Source organism: Rhodococcus yunnanensis NBRC 103083, assembly GCF_001895005.1.
Lineage (GTDB): Bacteria > Actinomycetota > Actinomycetes > Mycobacteriales > Mycobacteriaceae > Rhodococcoides > Rhodococcoides yunnanense.
The window spans coordinates 87,997-102,496 of sequence record NZ_BCXH01000001.1; the positions used below are offsets into that span (position 1 = coordinate 87,997).

Sequence of the window (14,500 nt, forward strand, 5' to 3'; positions counted from 1 at the left end):
TGAGGTAGTTCGATGGGCTTGCGAGGGACCAATTCAGTCGGTCGAACGAATGAAAGTTGCGCGAGAGGGCGCGTCGATCGCGCGCTGTGCATAGTCTGTCCAGTCGGAGTTCGTTTTGTCCGACAGGGGGAGCGTGTACAGGTGAATTCACCGATTCTGACCAAGGGCCAGAACATCACGCTTCCGGCCGAGGTGACCGAATTGGACGTCATCGTGTCGTGGGTCGACCCCGAACGCGATCTCGATGCGTCGGCGCTGCTGGTGGGCGCGGACAGCCGTGTTCGGTCGGACGCTGACTTCGTCTTCTACAACCAACCCGAGTCGCCGGAGGCAGCCGTGCGGTATCTGGGCAGCAGCAGTACAGATGAAGGCAAGCAGCAGCGCGTGTCGATCTATCTGAACTCTTTGCCCACCGACGTCGAAAAGGTCGTTATTGCAGGAAGTTCGGACGAACACACTCTGGGTGAATTCGGCAAACTGGCCCTGCAGGTGCGTGATCGGTCCGGTTCGGTGTTGGGTGAATACTTCACCGCAGACGCGACGTCGGAGCGTGCGTTCGTCTTCGGTGAGGTATACCGACGGGACGGTGCGTGGAGGCTGCGTGCCGTTGGACAGGGGTGGGATTCCGGCCTGGCTGGGTTGGCGCAGGATTTCGGTGTCGACGTCGACGAGAACGACACGATCGACAACGTAGTCGTAGTGGAAGTCGCAGGCTCGCATGCGCAGGCTACGACAACGACGGGTGAGGTAGTCGATGTCTCGATCGTCGACGTCGATCCACCGAAACGCGGTGTCCGGACGAAGAAGCCGGTCGCGAAGAAGGCCGCACTCCCTCAGTTCACACTTGCTGGTGGCGAGGGGTGGCATGCTGCGCGCTTGTTCTCCGTTTATGGTGTCGGTTCGGGGGAAGAGCAGGAGAAACGCGCAACGTCCGCGCTGATTGCGACGATGCAAGCTGTGCGGCCGTTTGCTCGCGCGATCTGTACCCGCGCCGGGGCCCCGTCGGGTCCGTTCGAAGGATATCTCGAGGTGCCGTTCGTCAAAGGGGAGAGCAAGGTCGTCCCCGACGGGGTCTTCCGGGTATCGCGCGCCGGACATGTATGGACTGCGCTGCTCGAGGTCAAGACCGGCACCGGGAAGTTGACGAAGGAGCAGCTCGAGAACTATCTCGATGTCGCCAAGCGCCACAGGTACGAGGTCGTGCTGAGTTTGTCCAACGACATCCCTGCGTCGGTGGGTGAGCTTCCCGTTCAGGTCAACAAGGCAAAGCTCAACAAGGTTTCGTTGCGACACATTTCGTGGTCCGAAGTGATTCACGAGGCTCGGATGTTGTTGTCGCACGGCGATCTTGCAGATTCGCTGCAGGTGTGGATCTTGAGCGAGTTCGTTCGGTATCTGACCCATCCGAAGTCCGGCGCTACCGAGTTCGTCGACATGGGCCGCCATTGGGTAGCCGTGCGTGATTCGGTCGCTGCCGGGACACTTCGGGCGAGCGATGTGAAGGCGTTGTCGGTGGCGAACACGTGGGCGTCGCTGTCGAGGCATCTGGCACTGCGGATGACCGCTGATCTGGGCGTGACGGTGAAGCATCATCTGCCCAGGAACCTGAGCAGTGATCCTCAGGCGCGGAACGAGTACATCGTCGAGCAACTCGCAACGACCGGTTGCCTGGCCGCGACACTGCGGATTCCGGATGCGGCCGGGGACGTCACTGTCGAAGCGGATTTGCGTACCAACAAGATTCAGTGCAGCACGAGCGTCGATGCACCAACAGGCGTCACCGCCTTTCGACGTGCCTCATGGTTGCTCAAGCAGCTCAAGGACGCGCCGGCAGATGTTCTCGTCGAAGCAGTGTTCGTCGACGCAAGTGAAGTGTCGTGTGAAAATCTGGCGACTGTTCGGGCTGACACGAAATCATTGACATCCGGGCGGGTCAGTGAGCTGCGACGATTCACGCTGACGTCGCCGTCGAAGATGGGAAGCAAGCGATCGGGGTCGGCTGCCGGTTTCATCGGCAGCGTCACCGACGGAGTCGACGCGTTCTACCGCGACGTCGTGCAACCGTTGAAACCTTGGGTGCCGTCCGCGCCGGAGTCGACGACGAATTCGATCGATCCGGAATGAAACACGATTCATCGATCAGAAAGTGAAGAGGATAATTGTCGGGGGACAGCACAGGCGATGTTGCAGATCAATTGGCACTGGTCGACGATGAGCAGCTTGCGCTGACCGCTGCGTGCATTCACCTCATGGACCGAGATATCGAGGCAACCAAGTCCGTGAGGGCTCGTGAACTGAAGATCGACGCCCGGGAGGAGTTCGCGCACCACGCCTTCGAACACATCACGAATCCAGCGTTCGGTCAAGCAGACTGGGCCAGGGCAGTCAGCAAAGATACCGCAGGCCGCTCGGTGAGTACCTTCTGCGCTGTGTTGTCTGCCGGCGTCGAGGAGGTGCTCGGCCGGATCGATCGTCGTTCCCGTGCGCTTCTGATCTTGATCGATCTGTTCACGTTCGGTCCGTGGGCGGGTAGAGCCCGGTGGGCAGACGGGAGGCGGAAGGAGTCTTTGAAGCAGGTTGCCGACTGGTGCGCGGGGTTGGAGCCACGCGACGTCGACACGGTGGCGTCGGAGTACGACGCAGTCGTTCGACAGTTGCGGCGCAAGTCCATCAAATGGGGGCGCGTCGCAGCGGTGTCGATTGCAGGTCTCGGTGTCGGTGTCGTTTCGGCAGGAGCTGCAGCACCCTTGATCGGTGCCGCTCTGATGCCTTGGAGCACGGGGAAGGCATCGACATTCCGGCATCCGTGCGGAATCTGCGCTCCGAGCGCTACGACCGTCTGACCGCCGACAACGACAGTGTTCGGGCGGAGAAAGGCTGGACGACAGTTGCTCTCGACGCAGCGTTGAGTCCGCAGCAGCGCGCCGAATATCTCGCGTGGTGCGGCCGGCAGCGTCGACAGTGGGACTGCGACGATGTTCTGGCTGTAGGTTTTTCGGCAGTAATCGGTTGTGCTGCGACATGGTTCGATACGACGCTCGACACCGCAGTGGCGGACATGCTCGGGAGCGTGAAATCCTCGGACCTGCTGTCCGGTTGGGAGCGTGATGCCACTCGACTTCCCATCGATTACACCGGTCCTGGTTTTGGGGGCCCGGGGCACAGAGTTCGGTCATCCGGTCACGATCTGGGACGGCCGTTCGCTGCGTTGCGGCAGATCATGAATGGCCGCTTCGAGGGAATCGAGTGGACCGACGGAGTTCGCGCAGTCGAGCACGTAGAACTAGCGAGGTTTCGTCAAGTGAATTCGGTGCCAGAGGCTTTGGTCGTCTGGGCAAAACATCTGGCTGCCGATGTGGTCACGCCGATGAGCTTGCCGTTGCCGGGATGGACCTTGCTGTACGAATTGCCGTGGCGAGACGCGCGCACGTTTGCCCACGACGTCTATCAAGGGTCGGCGTTGGGCAGCGGGTTGAATGCGAGGTCGGGGGTCGTCGCTCCGGCGATGTGTGTGGTGAGCACCGAAGTGGTCATCCGTACGCACGTGCACGGCCGCGCGTGGAGAGAAACAGGATCACCGGATCTCGACTCCGCCAGTACAGTGTTGCGCGACGAATTGTTACTTGCCGCGCATTCACTCGTCGGCGCAGCATCGTTGGGAAAGACCGTAGCTCGGATGGTGTTCTTGGAGAAGAGCCCGATGGCGTTGCGGCACCTGAATGTGCCGTTGCTTCTTCGGGTGGGGAGCCTCGCACTGAGTGTTCTCGGCGACCGACGAGACAAGGCGAACCTTGCGGCGCCGACATGGGACGTACTTCTCGAGAACAGCGAAAAGCTCGCCGACTCCTTCATGGCCGGCGAGCTTTCGTTGTGACGCTGGTCGATCAGGCGTCGGGCTCGTAGTCGCGAAGATGATCGACGACATCCATGACCTTCTGGTACCCGAAAGCCGGGGTCACGAGCAGAAGCGCTTCGAGGATCTGCTCGCGGCTCAGACCCACTTTCGCGGCATCGGCGAGATGGATGCGGAAGCTGTCGACCGAACCCGCTGCCGTCAAGACGGTGAGGTAGGTGAGCACACGCTCGGCTTCGGTCAACGTGGGATTCTCCGGGCGGTACGCCGCACCGAAGAATCCGCCGAATGCCTTGGCCCAGTCCGGACGTTGCTGCGCGACGTATGCGAAGCGTGACGGTACCGCGGTGTCATCGGTCATGCGATGGAAGTCCTCTCAGGAAAATCGAAACAACTGATACCCGGTGTCACGACGTAGCGACCGTGGTCGCCTGAAGCAGCGAGGCCTGTCGCACCGAAAATTTCATCACATCGGAGACCGCAGCTTCTGCACCGTTGTCGCTGATCTCGGACCAGTGTTCGAGAATGTCTTCGGGAGTGAGATCGAGACTGGGATGGACATAACCGTCCGACTCGCCCAAGAACATTCGCGATGCACGACGCATCCCGCTCACGTACGACTCGCCGTTGACCGGACATGACTCGTGGCTGAGGACGGCCACCAACGGGGCTACGAGTGCCGGGACCCGGTCGGGTGCGTCCGGGAAGTCCTCACCGATGCCCATACCGGTGCTCATCATGCGGGTCATCGCTTGCGGCGCAACCATGTTGACCTTGATGCCTTCAGGTTCTCCGGCCAGGGCGATGGCCCGTCCCATCCCGAGAATGCCCGCCTTCGCCATCCCGTACGCCATGGTGTTCGCGGCGCCGAACGTGCTCGTGGAGATGGTCAGTACGACGCGCCCTGCATCGGAGTCGACCAGATGCGGCCACGCTGCCCGCGTGACGTTGAAGGTGCCCGCGATGTGGACGTCGTACATGCGTCGAAGATCGTCCGGCTCGATGTCGGGAAAGACAGCCAAAGCGAAAATACCGGCATTGTTGATGACGATGTCGAGTTTGCCGAAGGCGTCGATGGCCGTCTGGACCACCTGAGCTGCGCCCTCGGGAGTCGAGATGTCGGAAGTATCCGGCACGGCCGAACCGCCCGCAGCAACGATGGCATCCGCGGCCGAGCGCGCACGTGAGCCGTCGACGCCACTGCCTGCGGTCCCTGTTCCGAGGTCGTTGACCACGACGCTCGCGCCTCGTGCGGCGAGCAGTTCGGCGTAGGCGCGGCCGATACCCTGGCCTGCGCCGGTGACCACGGCGACTCGGCCGGTGAAGTCCAAATGTTCAGTCATGCTCTCTCCTCGAAACTGTACGAATCACATCGTGTGTAGCCAACTATCACGCAATTGCCGACTGGCGCGCAGGGGTGAGCGTGAATCCGGTGTAGCCGGCTGCAGCGACCTCGTCGCACGTCTTGCGGTAGGGCCCCATCCCGCCGACGTAGAGCAGGAAGACCTGCGCCTTGCCTGGGATGTTGGCACCGGTCTGCCAGTTCGCGGTCTTGGACAGGAACGAGCTCTGTGAACGCTCCGCGATGTGCGCGGACCAGTCGTCCTGCGCAGCGGGCTGCGCCTCGACGCGATCGATGTTGTTGTCGCGGACGTGGATCAACAGATCGTGGATCCAGTCGACGTGCTGTTCGATCGAGACGATCACGTTGACCAGAACCGAGGGACTGCCGGGGCCGGTGATGAAGAACAGGTTGGGGAATCCCGCACTGGACAGACCGAGATAGGCCTGAGGGTTGGTCTCCCATGTCTCACGGAGCGACCGACCACCGACACCGTTGATGTCGATGCCGTTGATCGCGCCGGTGACCGCGTCGTATCCGGTCGCGAACACGATGACGTCGACCTCGTGCTCCTCGTCGCCCGCGACGATGCCCTGTGCGGTGACGGCGGTGATCGGCGAATTACGAATGTCGACGAGGGTGACGTTCTCGCGGTTGTAGGTGGTGTAGTAGTCGGTGCCGATGCAGATTCGCTTGGCTCCGATGGGGTAGGTCTGCGGAGACAGATGCGCCGCAAGATCGGGTGACTTCACGTCCGAGGCAATTCTCTCGCGGACGTAATCGGCGAGCACCGCGTTGGCTTCGAGGTTCACCGAGGTGTCGGTGAAGGTGGCCATGATGTCGGAGCCGCCGACTGCCCAACGGCGATCCAGTTCGCGACGACGCGTCTCCTCGTCGAGTTCGAGAGCGCTGCCGATCGGGTACTCCACGATCGTGCCCGCGACGGAGTTCTTGACCGATTCGCGAATGTCCCGGTATCTGGACTTGATGTCCGCGACGTTCTCGGGATCGAGAGGGCGGTTACCTGCAGGCAACACGAACGGTGGCGTCCGCTGGAACACGGTCAGGTGCTGTGCCTGGCGGGCGATCTCCGGAATGGCCTGCACACCCGAGGAACCGGTACCGATGACCGCGACTCGCTTGCCTTCGAGGTCGACGCCCTCGTGCGGCCACTGGCCGGTATGAAGAATTCGACCGGTGAAGTCGGACAGGCCGTCGATCGCCGGGAGCTGGGACGTCGACAGGCAACCGACAGCGGTGATCAGGAATTTGGCGCGAACAACTTCTCCGGCATCGGTGGTGACGACCCAGGTATTGCTGCCTTCGTCGAAATCGGCTCGATCGACGGACGTGTCGAAGGTAATGGTGTCCCGTAGGCCGAACCGATCGGCGACGTGGTTTGCGTAGTCGAGAATCTCCGGCTGCGTGGGATAGCGCTCGGTCCACTGCCATTCCTGCTCGAGGTCCTCGGAAAACGAGTACGAGTAGTACATCGATTCGACGTCGCAACGGGCTCCTGGATACCGATTCCAGAACCAGGTACCGCCGACGCCACTGCCGCGCTCGAAGACCCGGACGTCGAGCCCGAGATCATCGCGTAGTCGGTGTAGCGCGTACATCCCGGCGAAACCAGCGCCGATGACAACGGCGTCCACGGTCTGATCCACTTCTTGTGCTGTGGTCACGAAATCCTCCCAAAAGTGACGTGCATCTCTCCATCTTGGGGGCACCGATCCGATCCGTCAGCGGACAGGCGGCGCAGGAAACTCGCCAATTGGCGAACCGCCACGAACGGCGTGTGCGACGCCGGGATGGAGCGGGCCGGCTCAGCTCGCTTCGAAGATGTCGAAGACGACGAGTCCTGCGCGTCGTGAACCCGAACCGAGGTAGATGTGACTGTTGAGCCGCGCGAGCCTCGGGGCAGCAGTCTCGAAGACAGGGGTGCTGCGGAAGTAGATGTGGGCAGGATCGACGGGTTCGTCCCGTCGAAGCCGGGCCATGTCCTCGGCGGAGCCCGTTCGAATTCCGGAGTTCGCGATCAGCACAATTTCTCCCTCGTTCGACTCGACGGTGTACCTGGCCAATACATGCGTCTCGATCTCGGATCGCACGTGCTGAATGTCGGCGCCGCCCGGTAGTACTCGACCCGAGAACAACGGCCCGCTGACGTGGCCTCCGGTGATGGGTACGAGGCGCCGAAGGCCCTTCGGTGTGCTGCCCACCTCGACGGCCGCGGCAACTGTCACCTCGAGGTGCAGAACGTGGATGAGCGCCGGAGCAGGCGGTGGTGTCATGCGGCGTGTCCATCGATCGAGTCGACGATCGCCTGGGCGACCGAAGCCGGATCGTCGATCATCGGGACATGACCGACACCGCGCAGGGTGACGAAATGCGCGTTCGGCAGGCGCGTGCGCGCGATGGGGACGAACTCGTCGGGCGGGAAGATGCGATCGCTCTCCGACCATGCCACCGTGATGGGGCACGTCGGGTCCACGAGGGGGTGCAGGTATTCGGTGGTGGTCAAGAGGTCCATGGCTGCGTTGCACCCGACCAGGTCGTGGAAGGACGTCCTGGCTTGTTCCACCGTGAGCCGATCGCCGTGCAGCGCAATATTTCTGAACGAGTTCCGGCGGAATCGGGCCGACCGCATCAGCGACGGGGTGAGCAGACGCGTGGAGTCGGCCAGTTTCTTGGTGCGCATCAACGTTTCCCGGCTGCGACCCGGCGTCTCGGCCGGCTCCCAGAGTCCGGCAGGGGACAGTGCACACACCGTCGTCGCGCGGCCACGTCGTGCCAGCTCGATGGCCATCCACCCACCCAGCGAATTTCCAGCGATGTGGACGGTGGTGAGACCGCGCTCGTCGAGGAGTGATTCGGTCGCGTCGGTCAAGGCCTCGATGGTGGCCCGTCCTTCTGTCCGCCGGGCCCCGCGATGCCCGAGTGCCGTGGGAACGATCAGGTCGAACCTCCCATCGAGCAGCGGTACGACCGTGTCCCACGCCGCAGCGGACATGGTTACTCCGTGCAGAAGAAGCAGTGGGGGTTGTGTACTCATCGGTCTCCTAGAGTCTGAAAGGCGACGGTATCGTGCCGGGTGTGGCCCAGATGCAGAAGTCGGAACCGGAGACGGGCGCAGCCCTGCTCGATACCGAACCGCCGACGATGTTGTATGTCGTCAAGCAGCTGGAGTTGGCTGTACGTGCCCGTCTCGACGAGTTACTCAAACCGATGAACATCACCGTGTTGCAGTACACGGCGTTGACCGTATTGGCTCGCCGCGACGGTGTGTCCTCGGCCGAGTTGGCTCGAAATTCGTTCGTCACGGCACAGACCATGGGAGAAATGGTCACCAACCTCGAGTCCAAGGGCATGGTAGCGCGTCGAGCAGACGCGTCGAACCGGCGTCGGATGCACATCGATTTGACCGACGCCGGTCGACAGCTGCTGGCACGATGCGACGCCGGCGTCCGAGAGCTCGAGCAGCACATGCTCGGCGGCTTGTCCGACGAGCAACGACATGGTCTGCGCGAGAATCTGATCCAATGCCGGCGTGCGCTCGACGGTTCATGAACTAGCGCCCACCGGCCGAGGGGTTGGCGGCGAACCGGGCGAGTGTCGTGGACACTACCTCCGGGCGACCGTTGTTCTGAACCGGCGCGGCTGTCAGAACATCGATGTGGTTGTAGCCGGGAAGAACGATGGGGACGTCGGCGGGGTTGTTCGATTCCGGCAACGCGATACCGCCACCACCGTGGAAGGTGACTATCGGATTTCGGTTCACGCCGTCCAGATGAAGGTGGTTCTCGGCGATGGACGGCGCGCCCGCCTGGCCCAGATCCAGGTTCAACCGCGACGGGAAATACCATTCGGTGAAGTCGAGGGGCGGTTCGCTGAGGCTACGTGCGACCTCGGCGACGGAGGACACCTCGCTGTCTCGGTTCGTGTAGGAGCCTTCGTCGGGAAGCGATGCAGCGGTACCGACCTCGTCGTAGTCCAGCCACCGATAGGTGACGTCGGGGTTGCCGTATACCGCGGGTGACGCCTTGTGGGCGTCGCCGAAAGCGCCGCTCCCGGTGTCTCCGAGTGCGATCTGGGACGGCAGCGGGAACGACTTGTCGACGACGGGTCCTCCGGTGAAGAAGCCCATGCTCGATTGCAGGAAACCGAGGGGCTGTGAATTGTCGTCGAGCAAGGCGCCGACCGTGGCTTCGTTGGTGGCCCTGAGGTTCCGCACATCAGGAGACCCGGTGACTGCCATCGCGGCGTCCTTGGACAGCAGCGTACGGAGAGTCAGATCGATGTTGGTGTTCTTCGGTGCACGGTCGAGGAGTGCGTTCACGCCGTCGGGGTCCAACGTCGCGGCCAGGCCTGCAAGAGCGAGGAGGTTGGTCGTCTCCGGGTTGATCACAGCCGGCAGCCGGAGCACGGGGTAGGCGCTGTCGAGTGCGAGAGATGCTTGTTCCAGCGGCCCCGTCAGAAACGGCGGTAGTGCACCCAGATCCGGGGCGCCCGCCGCGGGCAGCCCGGCTTTGATGACTGTGTCGAGGGCGAAGTACCCACTGCACTGGTTGTATCCGGCATCGTCGGTGGTGGCGGCGTTACCGTCGAAGTCCCACTCCGCGAAGTATCCGGTGAGGAATCCGCCGAGCGAGTGTCCGCCGCAGAGCACCTTGTCCTTGCGCGTCCGGGGGTCGGGCAGCTCCAGCCGGAGAATGTCGTACTGGTCCCTCAACGTCTGTTCGAGGCCCTGGCTCTCGAGCCATCGCGTGTCCGGTCCGTCCGCGTATCCGGCGAACGTTCTGCCGTCGACTTCCTCGCCGCTGAAGTAGTAGTTCGCGGCTGTGTCGAAATCTCTGGTCTTCAGCGCTGCTTGAACTCCGTGGTGATCTTCGAGGCAGTTCGATCGGCGGTCGAGTGCCCAGAACTCGACCGAATTGCCTTCGGCCGCTGCGGCTGCGACGGTGTTGCGTGCCACGCTGTCGAACGCCCCCGCACCTTCGAAGACGCCTGGTTGTGCGACGAGGATGCGGTCTGCGGCAGCGGAGTCCTCCGGGCCCGAGGACGAGCGCCAACGAAGGTAGGACAGTGTGTCGCACCGATCCGGGTGCGGGGCCACCTCTGCAGGCAACGGCACCCGCAGTGTGACCTCGGAGCTGATGACGCCGTCGACCGTGGAACTCGACGCCCACGGGGTCTCGGTCCGGGACGGATCCGCGGCGGCGGTGGATCCGGTCACGACGATCAGCGGCGCTATCAGGGCCGCAGTTGCAGCAGAGGACACTAGGAGCCGAACTGCGTCGGATCGATATCGGGACCGTCTCATGACAGGGATCCTTACATGTTCTTCAGGTTACGAGGGTAAAGACTTTCCAACTCACTACGTACACGTCGAATCCTGGTCATGGTTCACAAACGGTCCGTACGCGAGGGGGTGTAATTTCAGTGGGATTCGTACGAAACCCGCAGGAGATCCTTGCGAATCTTTCCCGTTGCATTGCGAGGGATGTCGTCGAGCACGACGAGCGATTTGGGTATCTTGTACTTGGCCAACCGAGGCATCAGGAACGCCACCATCGATTCATGGGTGATGGTGACCCCACCTTCGACAGTGACTGCAGCGCAACCGACCTCGCCCCATTTCGCATCACTGATTCCGAACACGGCACACCCGATGACCCCTGGCATGTTCAGCACCTCGGCTTCGACCTCGGCGGGGTAGATGTTCTCGCCACCGGAGATGATCATGTCCTTGAGGCGATCGACGACCGTCAAGTATCCCTCGTCGTCGACGGTACCCACGTCACCGGAACGGAACCAGCCGTCCTCGGTGTGGGCATCGGCCGTCGCATCAGGGCGATTCCAGTACTCCTTCGTGACGTTGGGGCCGGAGATCTGGATTTCACCTCGCTCGCCCGTGGCGACCGGTTTGTTGTCCAGATCCACCACGCGCACGTCGGTGAAGAACTGAGGCGTACCCGTCGTGCCCAGTTTGCGTTCGACGTCGCGCGGACCGAGCAGTGACGCGCCCGGGCCGGTTTCGGTCAGGCCGTAGCCCTGGCACAGGTTGATTCCTCGCGCAGTGTAGGTGCGGAGGGTGCGCGGCGGCACCGGAGCAGCGCCGACCACCCAGCGTCGAATCGACGTCACATCGGTTGTGCTCCAGTGTGGTTGGCTTGCCATCGCGTCGAGCATCGTCGGTACACCGAACGAGTACGTCACCTTCTCGGACTCGATGATCGCGAGGGCACGGCCCGGGTCGAAGCCTTCCTCGATGATCAACCGGCCACCTTTGAGTAACGTCGGTAGCGACACCGTGTTCAACGCGGCGGTGTGAAACAGGGGAGCCATGACCAACGCGACCTCATCGCTCGTGAGATCGAGATCGATGATGGTGTTCAAGACGGCGAACAGGACCAGGTTGTGGCTCAGAACGACGCCTTTCGGGCGTCCTGTGGTTCCCGAGGTGTACATGATCATGCAGTGGTCGTCGAGCGTGACCGCGACATCGATTCGGTCGGTGGACGATGCCGCGATGATGGTGTCGTAGTCGAGCACAGAAGTGTCGAGGTCTGTGCTGGGGTCGGTGTCCAGCACGATTCGTCGAACGGTGCTCTCGGCTGCTTCGATGGATACCCCTGACAGGGCCGCGGCATGGAGCAAGATGCCCGAGCCCGAATCACGCAGAGCATAAGCAACTTCCGGCGCCGTCAGGCGAGCGTTCAGGGGTACGAAAACTGCACCGATCAGGCCCGTTGCGAAGAGGGCTTCCAGGTAGGCAGGGTGGTTGGGACTGAGCAGGGCGACGCGATCACCGGCGCGCACACCCATCCCGCGCAGAGCATGTGCGAGGCGGGTGGCTCGCTCGGCGAGGTGTCGATATGTGTAGTCCACCGTGCGATAGCTGATCGCGACCGCGTCGGGTGACTGCCGAGCGCGCCGATAGGGCCAGGACCCGATGCCGTTGTTGAGCACGCGATTGTCTCCTTGTCAGGTGCAGCTCGGCGGAAGTCGTCACTCGAAGAAACGGTAGATGGCTTCGACTACGACGGCGGGGCGTTCACTGCCCTCGAGTTCGATGAGGCCATCGACGGTCAGCTGGGCGCCGCCCTTGGGGAGTTGCTCGAGAGCCTTGAGTGTGGCCTGAAGTCGAACGCGACCGTCTGCCGGCACCGGGCTGGTGAAGCGGACCTTGTTCAGGCCGTAGTTGACCGCGGTGGTGACACTGCGCACTTCGAGCACTTGTTCCCACATGGGAATGATCAGCGACAAGCTGAGGTAACCGTGCGCGACCGGGCCACCGAACGGGCTTTCCTTCTTCGCTCGCTCCGGATCGGTGTGAATCCACTGGTGATCGTCGGTGGCGTCGGCGAAGGTGTTGATTCGGTCTTGAGCGACCTCGATCCAGTCGCTGGTGCCGAGGACGGTTCCGACGAGGGGCTCGAGGTCGGCCAGCGTAGCGACTGCTGTTGTCTGCAATGGCATGTGGGTTCCTATCGAGTGATGCCGAGAACGCGCATCGCGTTCTGCTTGAAGATGAGCGGTACTGCTTCGGCTTTGATGTCGAGATCGGCGAAGTCCTTCATCCATCGGTCGACCTGGATGACGGGAAAGTCGGATCCGAACAGAACCTTGTGTCGAAGCATGCCGCTCGCTGCGCGAACCAGCTGGGGCGGAAAGTACTTCGGTGACCAACCGGACAGATCGATGTAGACGTTCGACTTGTGGGTGGCGATGGCGATCTGGGAGTCCACCCACGGCACCGACGGGTGAGCCAGCACGATGGTCAGATCGGGGAAATCGGCCGCGACGTCGTCGATGAGCATCGGGTCGGAGTAGCGGAGTTTGATTCCATGGCCGCCCGGAAGGCCGGCTCCGATTCCGGTCTGACCGGTGTGGAAGAGCGCTGGAACGCCGGCTTCGGTGATCGCGTCGTACAGCGGGTAGTACCTGCGGTCGTTCGGTTCGAATCCCTGCATGCTCGGATGAAACTTGAATCCCTTGACTCCGTATTCGTCGACCAGACGTCGGGCGCGCGTGATCGCAGCTTTGCCTTGCAGGGGGTCGACGGAACCGAACGGAATCAACACGTCGTTGTTGGCGGCGGCGAGTTCGGCGATTTCCTCCACTGAATTGGACGGGTGCCCGGTGGCCGATTGTGCGTCGACGGTGAAGACCACCGCGGCCATGTTCCGCGCACGGTAATGATCGGCGATCGCCTGCGCGGTCGGTGTGCGGTCCTCGCCGGACTTGAAGTACTTGGCAGAGGCGTCCATCAGCTCGTCGTCGAGCGATCGATGCCCGCATCCGTCGATCTCCACGTGAGTGTGAATATCGATCGCCGCGATGGAATCGAAATCGATTGCGTAGTCGTATTTGTCGGTCACTTCGCCGTCAACTCTGCTGGGAATTGCTCGCCGACGGTCTGGAGTGCGGCGTCGAAATCGGCGGTCCACCGGCCTGCGATGTCGTCCGCCGACCACCCGTTGTCGTGGAACGACTGCGCAGTCAGCTCCGGGTGTGACCACAGTGCGAGGCGGTCACCGCCGACGGAAAAGGCTTGCCCGGTGATCCCCGATGCCGATTCGGAGGCGAGGAACGAGACGATGCCTGCTGCATCCTCCGGTGAACCCATGCCGACTTCGCGTCGCATGATCGGGGGGAGGGCGCCGGTGGTCCTGGCCGCCTCGATGTACGGGGCGAAAATGGGCACGGTCTCGGTCATCGCAGTGACCGCAACCGGGCAGACGGCATTGGCGGTGATTCCTGCGCGGACGAGTTCCATGGCCCAGGTTCGGACCATGCCGACGATCGCGGCCTTCGCGCCGGAGTAGTTGGTCTGGCCGAAGTTGCCGCGCTGTCCGGCAGGCGAGCCTATGCAGATGATTCGGCCGCCGTCTCCTTGCTCGCGCATCGTCAGCACGGCTTCGCGGACGCAGGTGAACGTCCCTCGCAGATGGACGTCGATCACGGCATCGAAGTCGTCGTCGGTCATTTTCCACAAGACCTTGTCACGCAGAATTCCTGCGTTGGTGACCATGATGTCGAGACGGCCGAAGGCCTCGACAGCTCCGCGGACGAGGGCTCGGGCGGTCTCGGTGCTCCCGACGGGTGCGACGACCGCAACTGCGCGCCCGCCTGCGTCGACGATGTCGGCGACGGCGGAGTCCGCGGTGGTCTTGTTGACGTCGTTGATCACTACTGCGGCTCCATGGGCGGCGAGGTCGCGTGCGTACGCGAGCCCCAGTCCCTGCCCGCTACCGGTGACGACGGCGACTTTGTTGCTCAGATCCACGAATGACCCCCGT

At 62.6% G+C, this 14,500-nt stretch carries 14 protein-coding genes; 4 read left to right on the forward strand and 10 right to left on the reverse strand.

The annotated features are described in order from the left end of the window. Positions 1–141: 141 nt before the first annotated feature. Genes RY1_RS00450 through RY1_RS00460 form a run of 3 tightly spaced genes read left to right on the forward strand, consistent with a single transcriptional unit; the run spans position 142 to position 3,874 of the window. The gene (locus tag RY1_RS00450; RefSeq protein WP_072801568.1) at positions 142–2,124 is read left to right on the forward strand and encodes a TerD family protein; all 1,983 of its coding nucleotides are present in this window, start codon (positions 142–144) and stop codon (positions 2,122–2,124) included. Positions 2,125–2,159: 35 nt separating this feature from the next. Beyond that, complete coding sequence (locus RY1_RS00455; protein WP_072801569.1) at positions 2,160–2,843, forward strand: hypothetical protein; 684 nt, start codon at positions 2,160–2,162, stop codon at positions 2,841–2,843. Further along, positions 2,807–3,874, forward strand: coding sequence for a hypothetical protein (locus RY1_RS00460; protein ID WP_072801570.1), 1,068 nt, complete (start codon positions 2,807–2,809; stop codon positions 3,872–3,874). Before RY1_RS00455 ends, RY1_RS00460 begins: the two co-directional genes overlap by 37 nt. Positions 3,875–3,884: 10 nt before the next feature. Here the strand turns inward: RY1_RS00460 and RY1_RS00465 are convergent, their stop codons facing one another. The 5 genes from RY1_RS00465 to RY1_RS00485 all read right to left on the reverse strand — a co-directional run bounded on the left by RY1_RS00465 (position 3,885) and on the right by RY1_RS00485 (position 8,250). Further along, a complete protein-coding gene (locus RY1_RS00465; RefSeq protein WP_072801571.1) occupies positions 3,885–4,214 on the reverse strand; it encodes a carboxymuconolactone decarboxylase family protein in 330 nt (109 codons plus the stop codon). 46 nt (positions 4,215–4,260) lie between these two features. Further along, entirely contained in the window at positions 4,261–5,196 is a 936-nt protein-coding gene (locus tag RY1_RS00470; RefSeq protein ID WP_072801572.1) for an SDR family NAD(P)-dependent oxidoreductase, read from the reverse strand. Positions 5,197–5,242: 46 nt separating this feature from the next. Next, positions 5,243–6,880 carry a flavin-containing monooxygenase gene (locus tag RY1_RS00475; protein WP_072801573.1) on the reverse strand — a complete coding sequence of 546 codons (1,638 nt, stop codon included), beginning with the start codon at positions 6,878–6,880 and terminating at the stop codon, positions 5,243–5,245. A 141-nt stretch (positions 6,881–7,021) separates the two neighbouring features. Then, positions 7,022–7,489, reverse strand: a complete 468-nt coding sequence (locus tag RY1_RS00480; RefSeq protein WP_072801574.1) for a DUF3237 domain-containing protein — start codon at positions 7,487–7,489, stop codon at positions 7,022–7,024. After that, the gene (locus RY1_RS00485; RefSeq protein WP_072801575.1) at positions 7,486–8,250 is read right to left on the reverse strand and encodes an alpha/beta fold hydrolase; all 765 of its coding nucleotides are present in this window, start codon (positions 8,248–8,250) and stop codon (positions 7,486–7,488) included. The genes RY1_RS00480 and RY1_RS00485 overlap by 4 nt, the downstream gene beginning before the upstream one ends. Before the next feature lie 50 nt (positions 8,251–8,300). Between RY1_RS00485 and RY1_RS00490 the strand changes: the two genes are divergently transcribed. Then, on the forward strand, positions 8,301–8,765 hold the full coding sequence (locus RY1_RS00490) for a MarR family winged helix-turn-helix transcriptional regulator (RefSeq protein WP_072802197.1): 465 nt from the start codon (positions 8,301–8,303) through the stop codon (positions 8,763–8,765). 1 nt (position 8,766) lies between these two features. Here RY1_RS00490 and RY1_RS00495 read toward each other — a convergent pair whose 3' ends face one another. The 5 genes from RY1_RS00495 to couN all read right to left on the reverse strand — a co-directional run bounded on the left by RY1_RS00495 (position 8,767) and on the right by couN (position 14,487). Continuing rightward, entirely contained in the window at positions 8,767–10,518 is a 1,752-nt protein-coding gene (locus tag RY1_RS00495; protein WP_072801576.1) for a hypothetical protein, read from the reverse strand. 116 nt (positions 10,519–10,634) lie between these two features. Then, positions 10,635–12,167 (reverse strand): acyl-CoA synthetase, encoded by a 1,533-nt coding sequence (locus RY1_RS00500; RefSeq protein ID WP_072801577.1) that lies wholly within the window; start codon positions 12,165–12,167, stop codon positions 10,635–10,637. Between the two features lie 39 nt (positions 12,168–12,206). Next, on the reverse strand, positions 12,207–12,677 hold the full coding sequence (locus RY1_RS00505; protein ID WP_072801578.1) for a MaoC family dehydratase: 471 nt from the start codon (positions 12,675–12,677) through the stop codon (positions 12,207–12,209). An 8-nt stretch (positions 12,678–12,685) separates the two neighbouring features. Further along, positions 12,686–13,579 (reverse strand): 4-hydroxyphenyl-beta-ketoacyl-CoA hydrolase, encoded by an 894-nt coding sequence (couO, locus tag RY1_RS00510; RefSeq protein WP_072801579.1) that lies wholly within the window; start codon positions 13,577–13,579, stop codon positions 12,686–12,688. After that, positions 13,576–14,487: a 4-hydroxyphenyl-beta-hydroxyacyl-CoA dehydrogenase gene (gene couN, locus RY1_RS00515; protein ID WP_084727050.1), complete on the reverse strand. Its 912-nt coding sequence runs from the start codon at positions 14,485–14,487 to the stop codon at positions 13,576–13,578. The genes couO and couN overlap by 4 nt, the downstream gene beginning before the upstream one ends. Positions 14,488–14,500 lie beyond the last annotated feature (13 nt).

Bases quoted from the DNA above. Each gene is read 5' to 3' on its own strand.
- RY1_RS00505 (WP_072801578.1), bottom strand. From the start codon at position 12,677: ATGCCATTGCAGACAACAGCAGTCGCTACGCTGGCCGACCTCGAGCCC.
- RY1_RS00490 (WP_072802197.1), top strand. From the start codon at position 8,301: ATGCAGAAGTCGGAACCGGAGACGGGCGCAGCCCTGCTCGATACCGAA.
- RY1_RS00480 (WP_072801574.1), bottom strand. From the start codon at position 7,489: ATGACACCACCGCCTGCTCCGGCGCTCATCCACGTTCTGCACCTCGAG.
- RY1_RS00465 (WP_072801571.1), bottom strand. From the start codon at position 4,214: ATGACCGATGACACCGCGGTACCGTCACGCTTCGCATACGTCGCGCAG.
- RY1_RS00470 (WP_072801572.1), bottom strand. From the start codon at position 5,196: ATGACTGAACATTTGGACTTCACCGGCCGAGTCGCCGTGGTCACCGGC.
- RY1_RS00495 (WP_072801576.1), bottom strand. From the start codon at position 10,518: ATGAGACGGTCCCGATATCGATCCGACGCAGTTCGGCTCCTAGTGTCC.
- RY1_RS00485 (WP_072801575.1), bottom strand. From the start codon at position 8,250: ATGAGTACACAACCCCCACTGCTTCTTCTGCACGGAGTAACCATGTCC.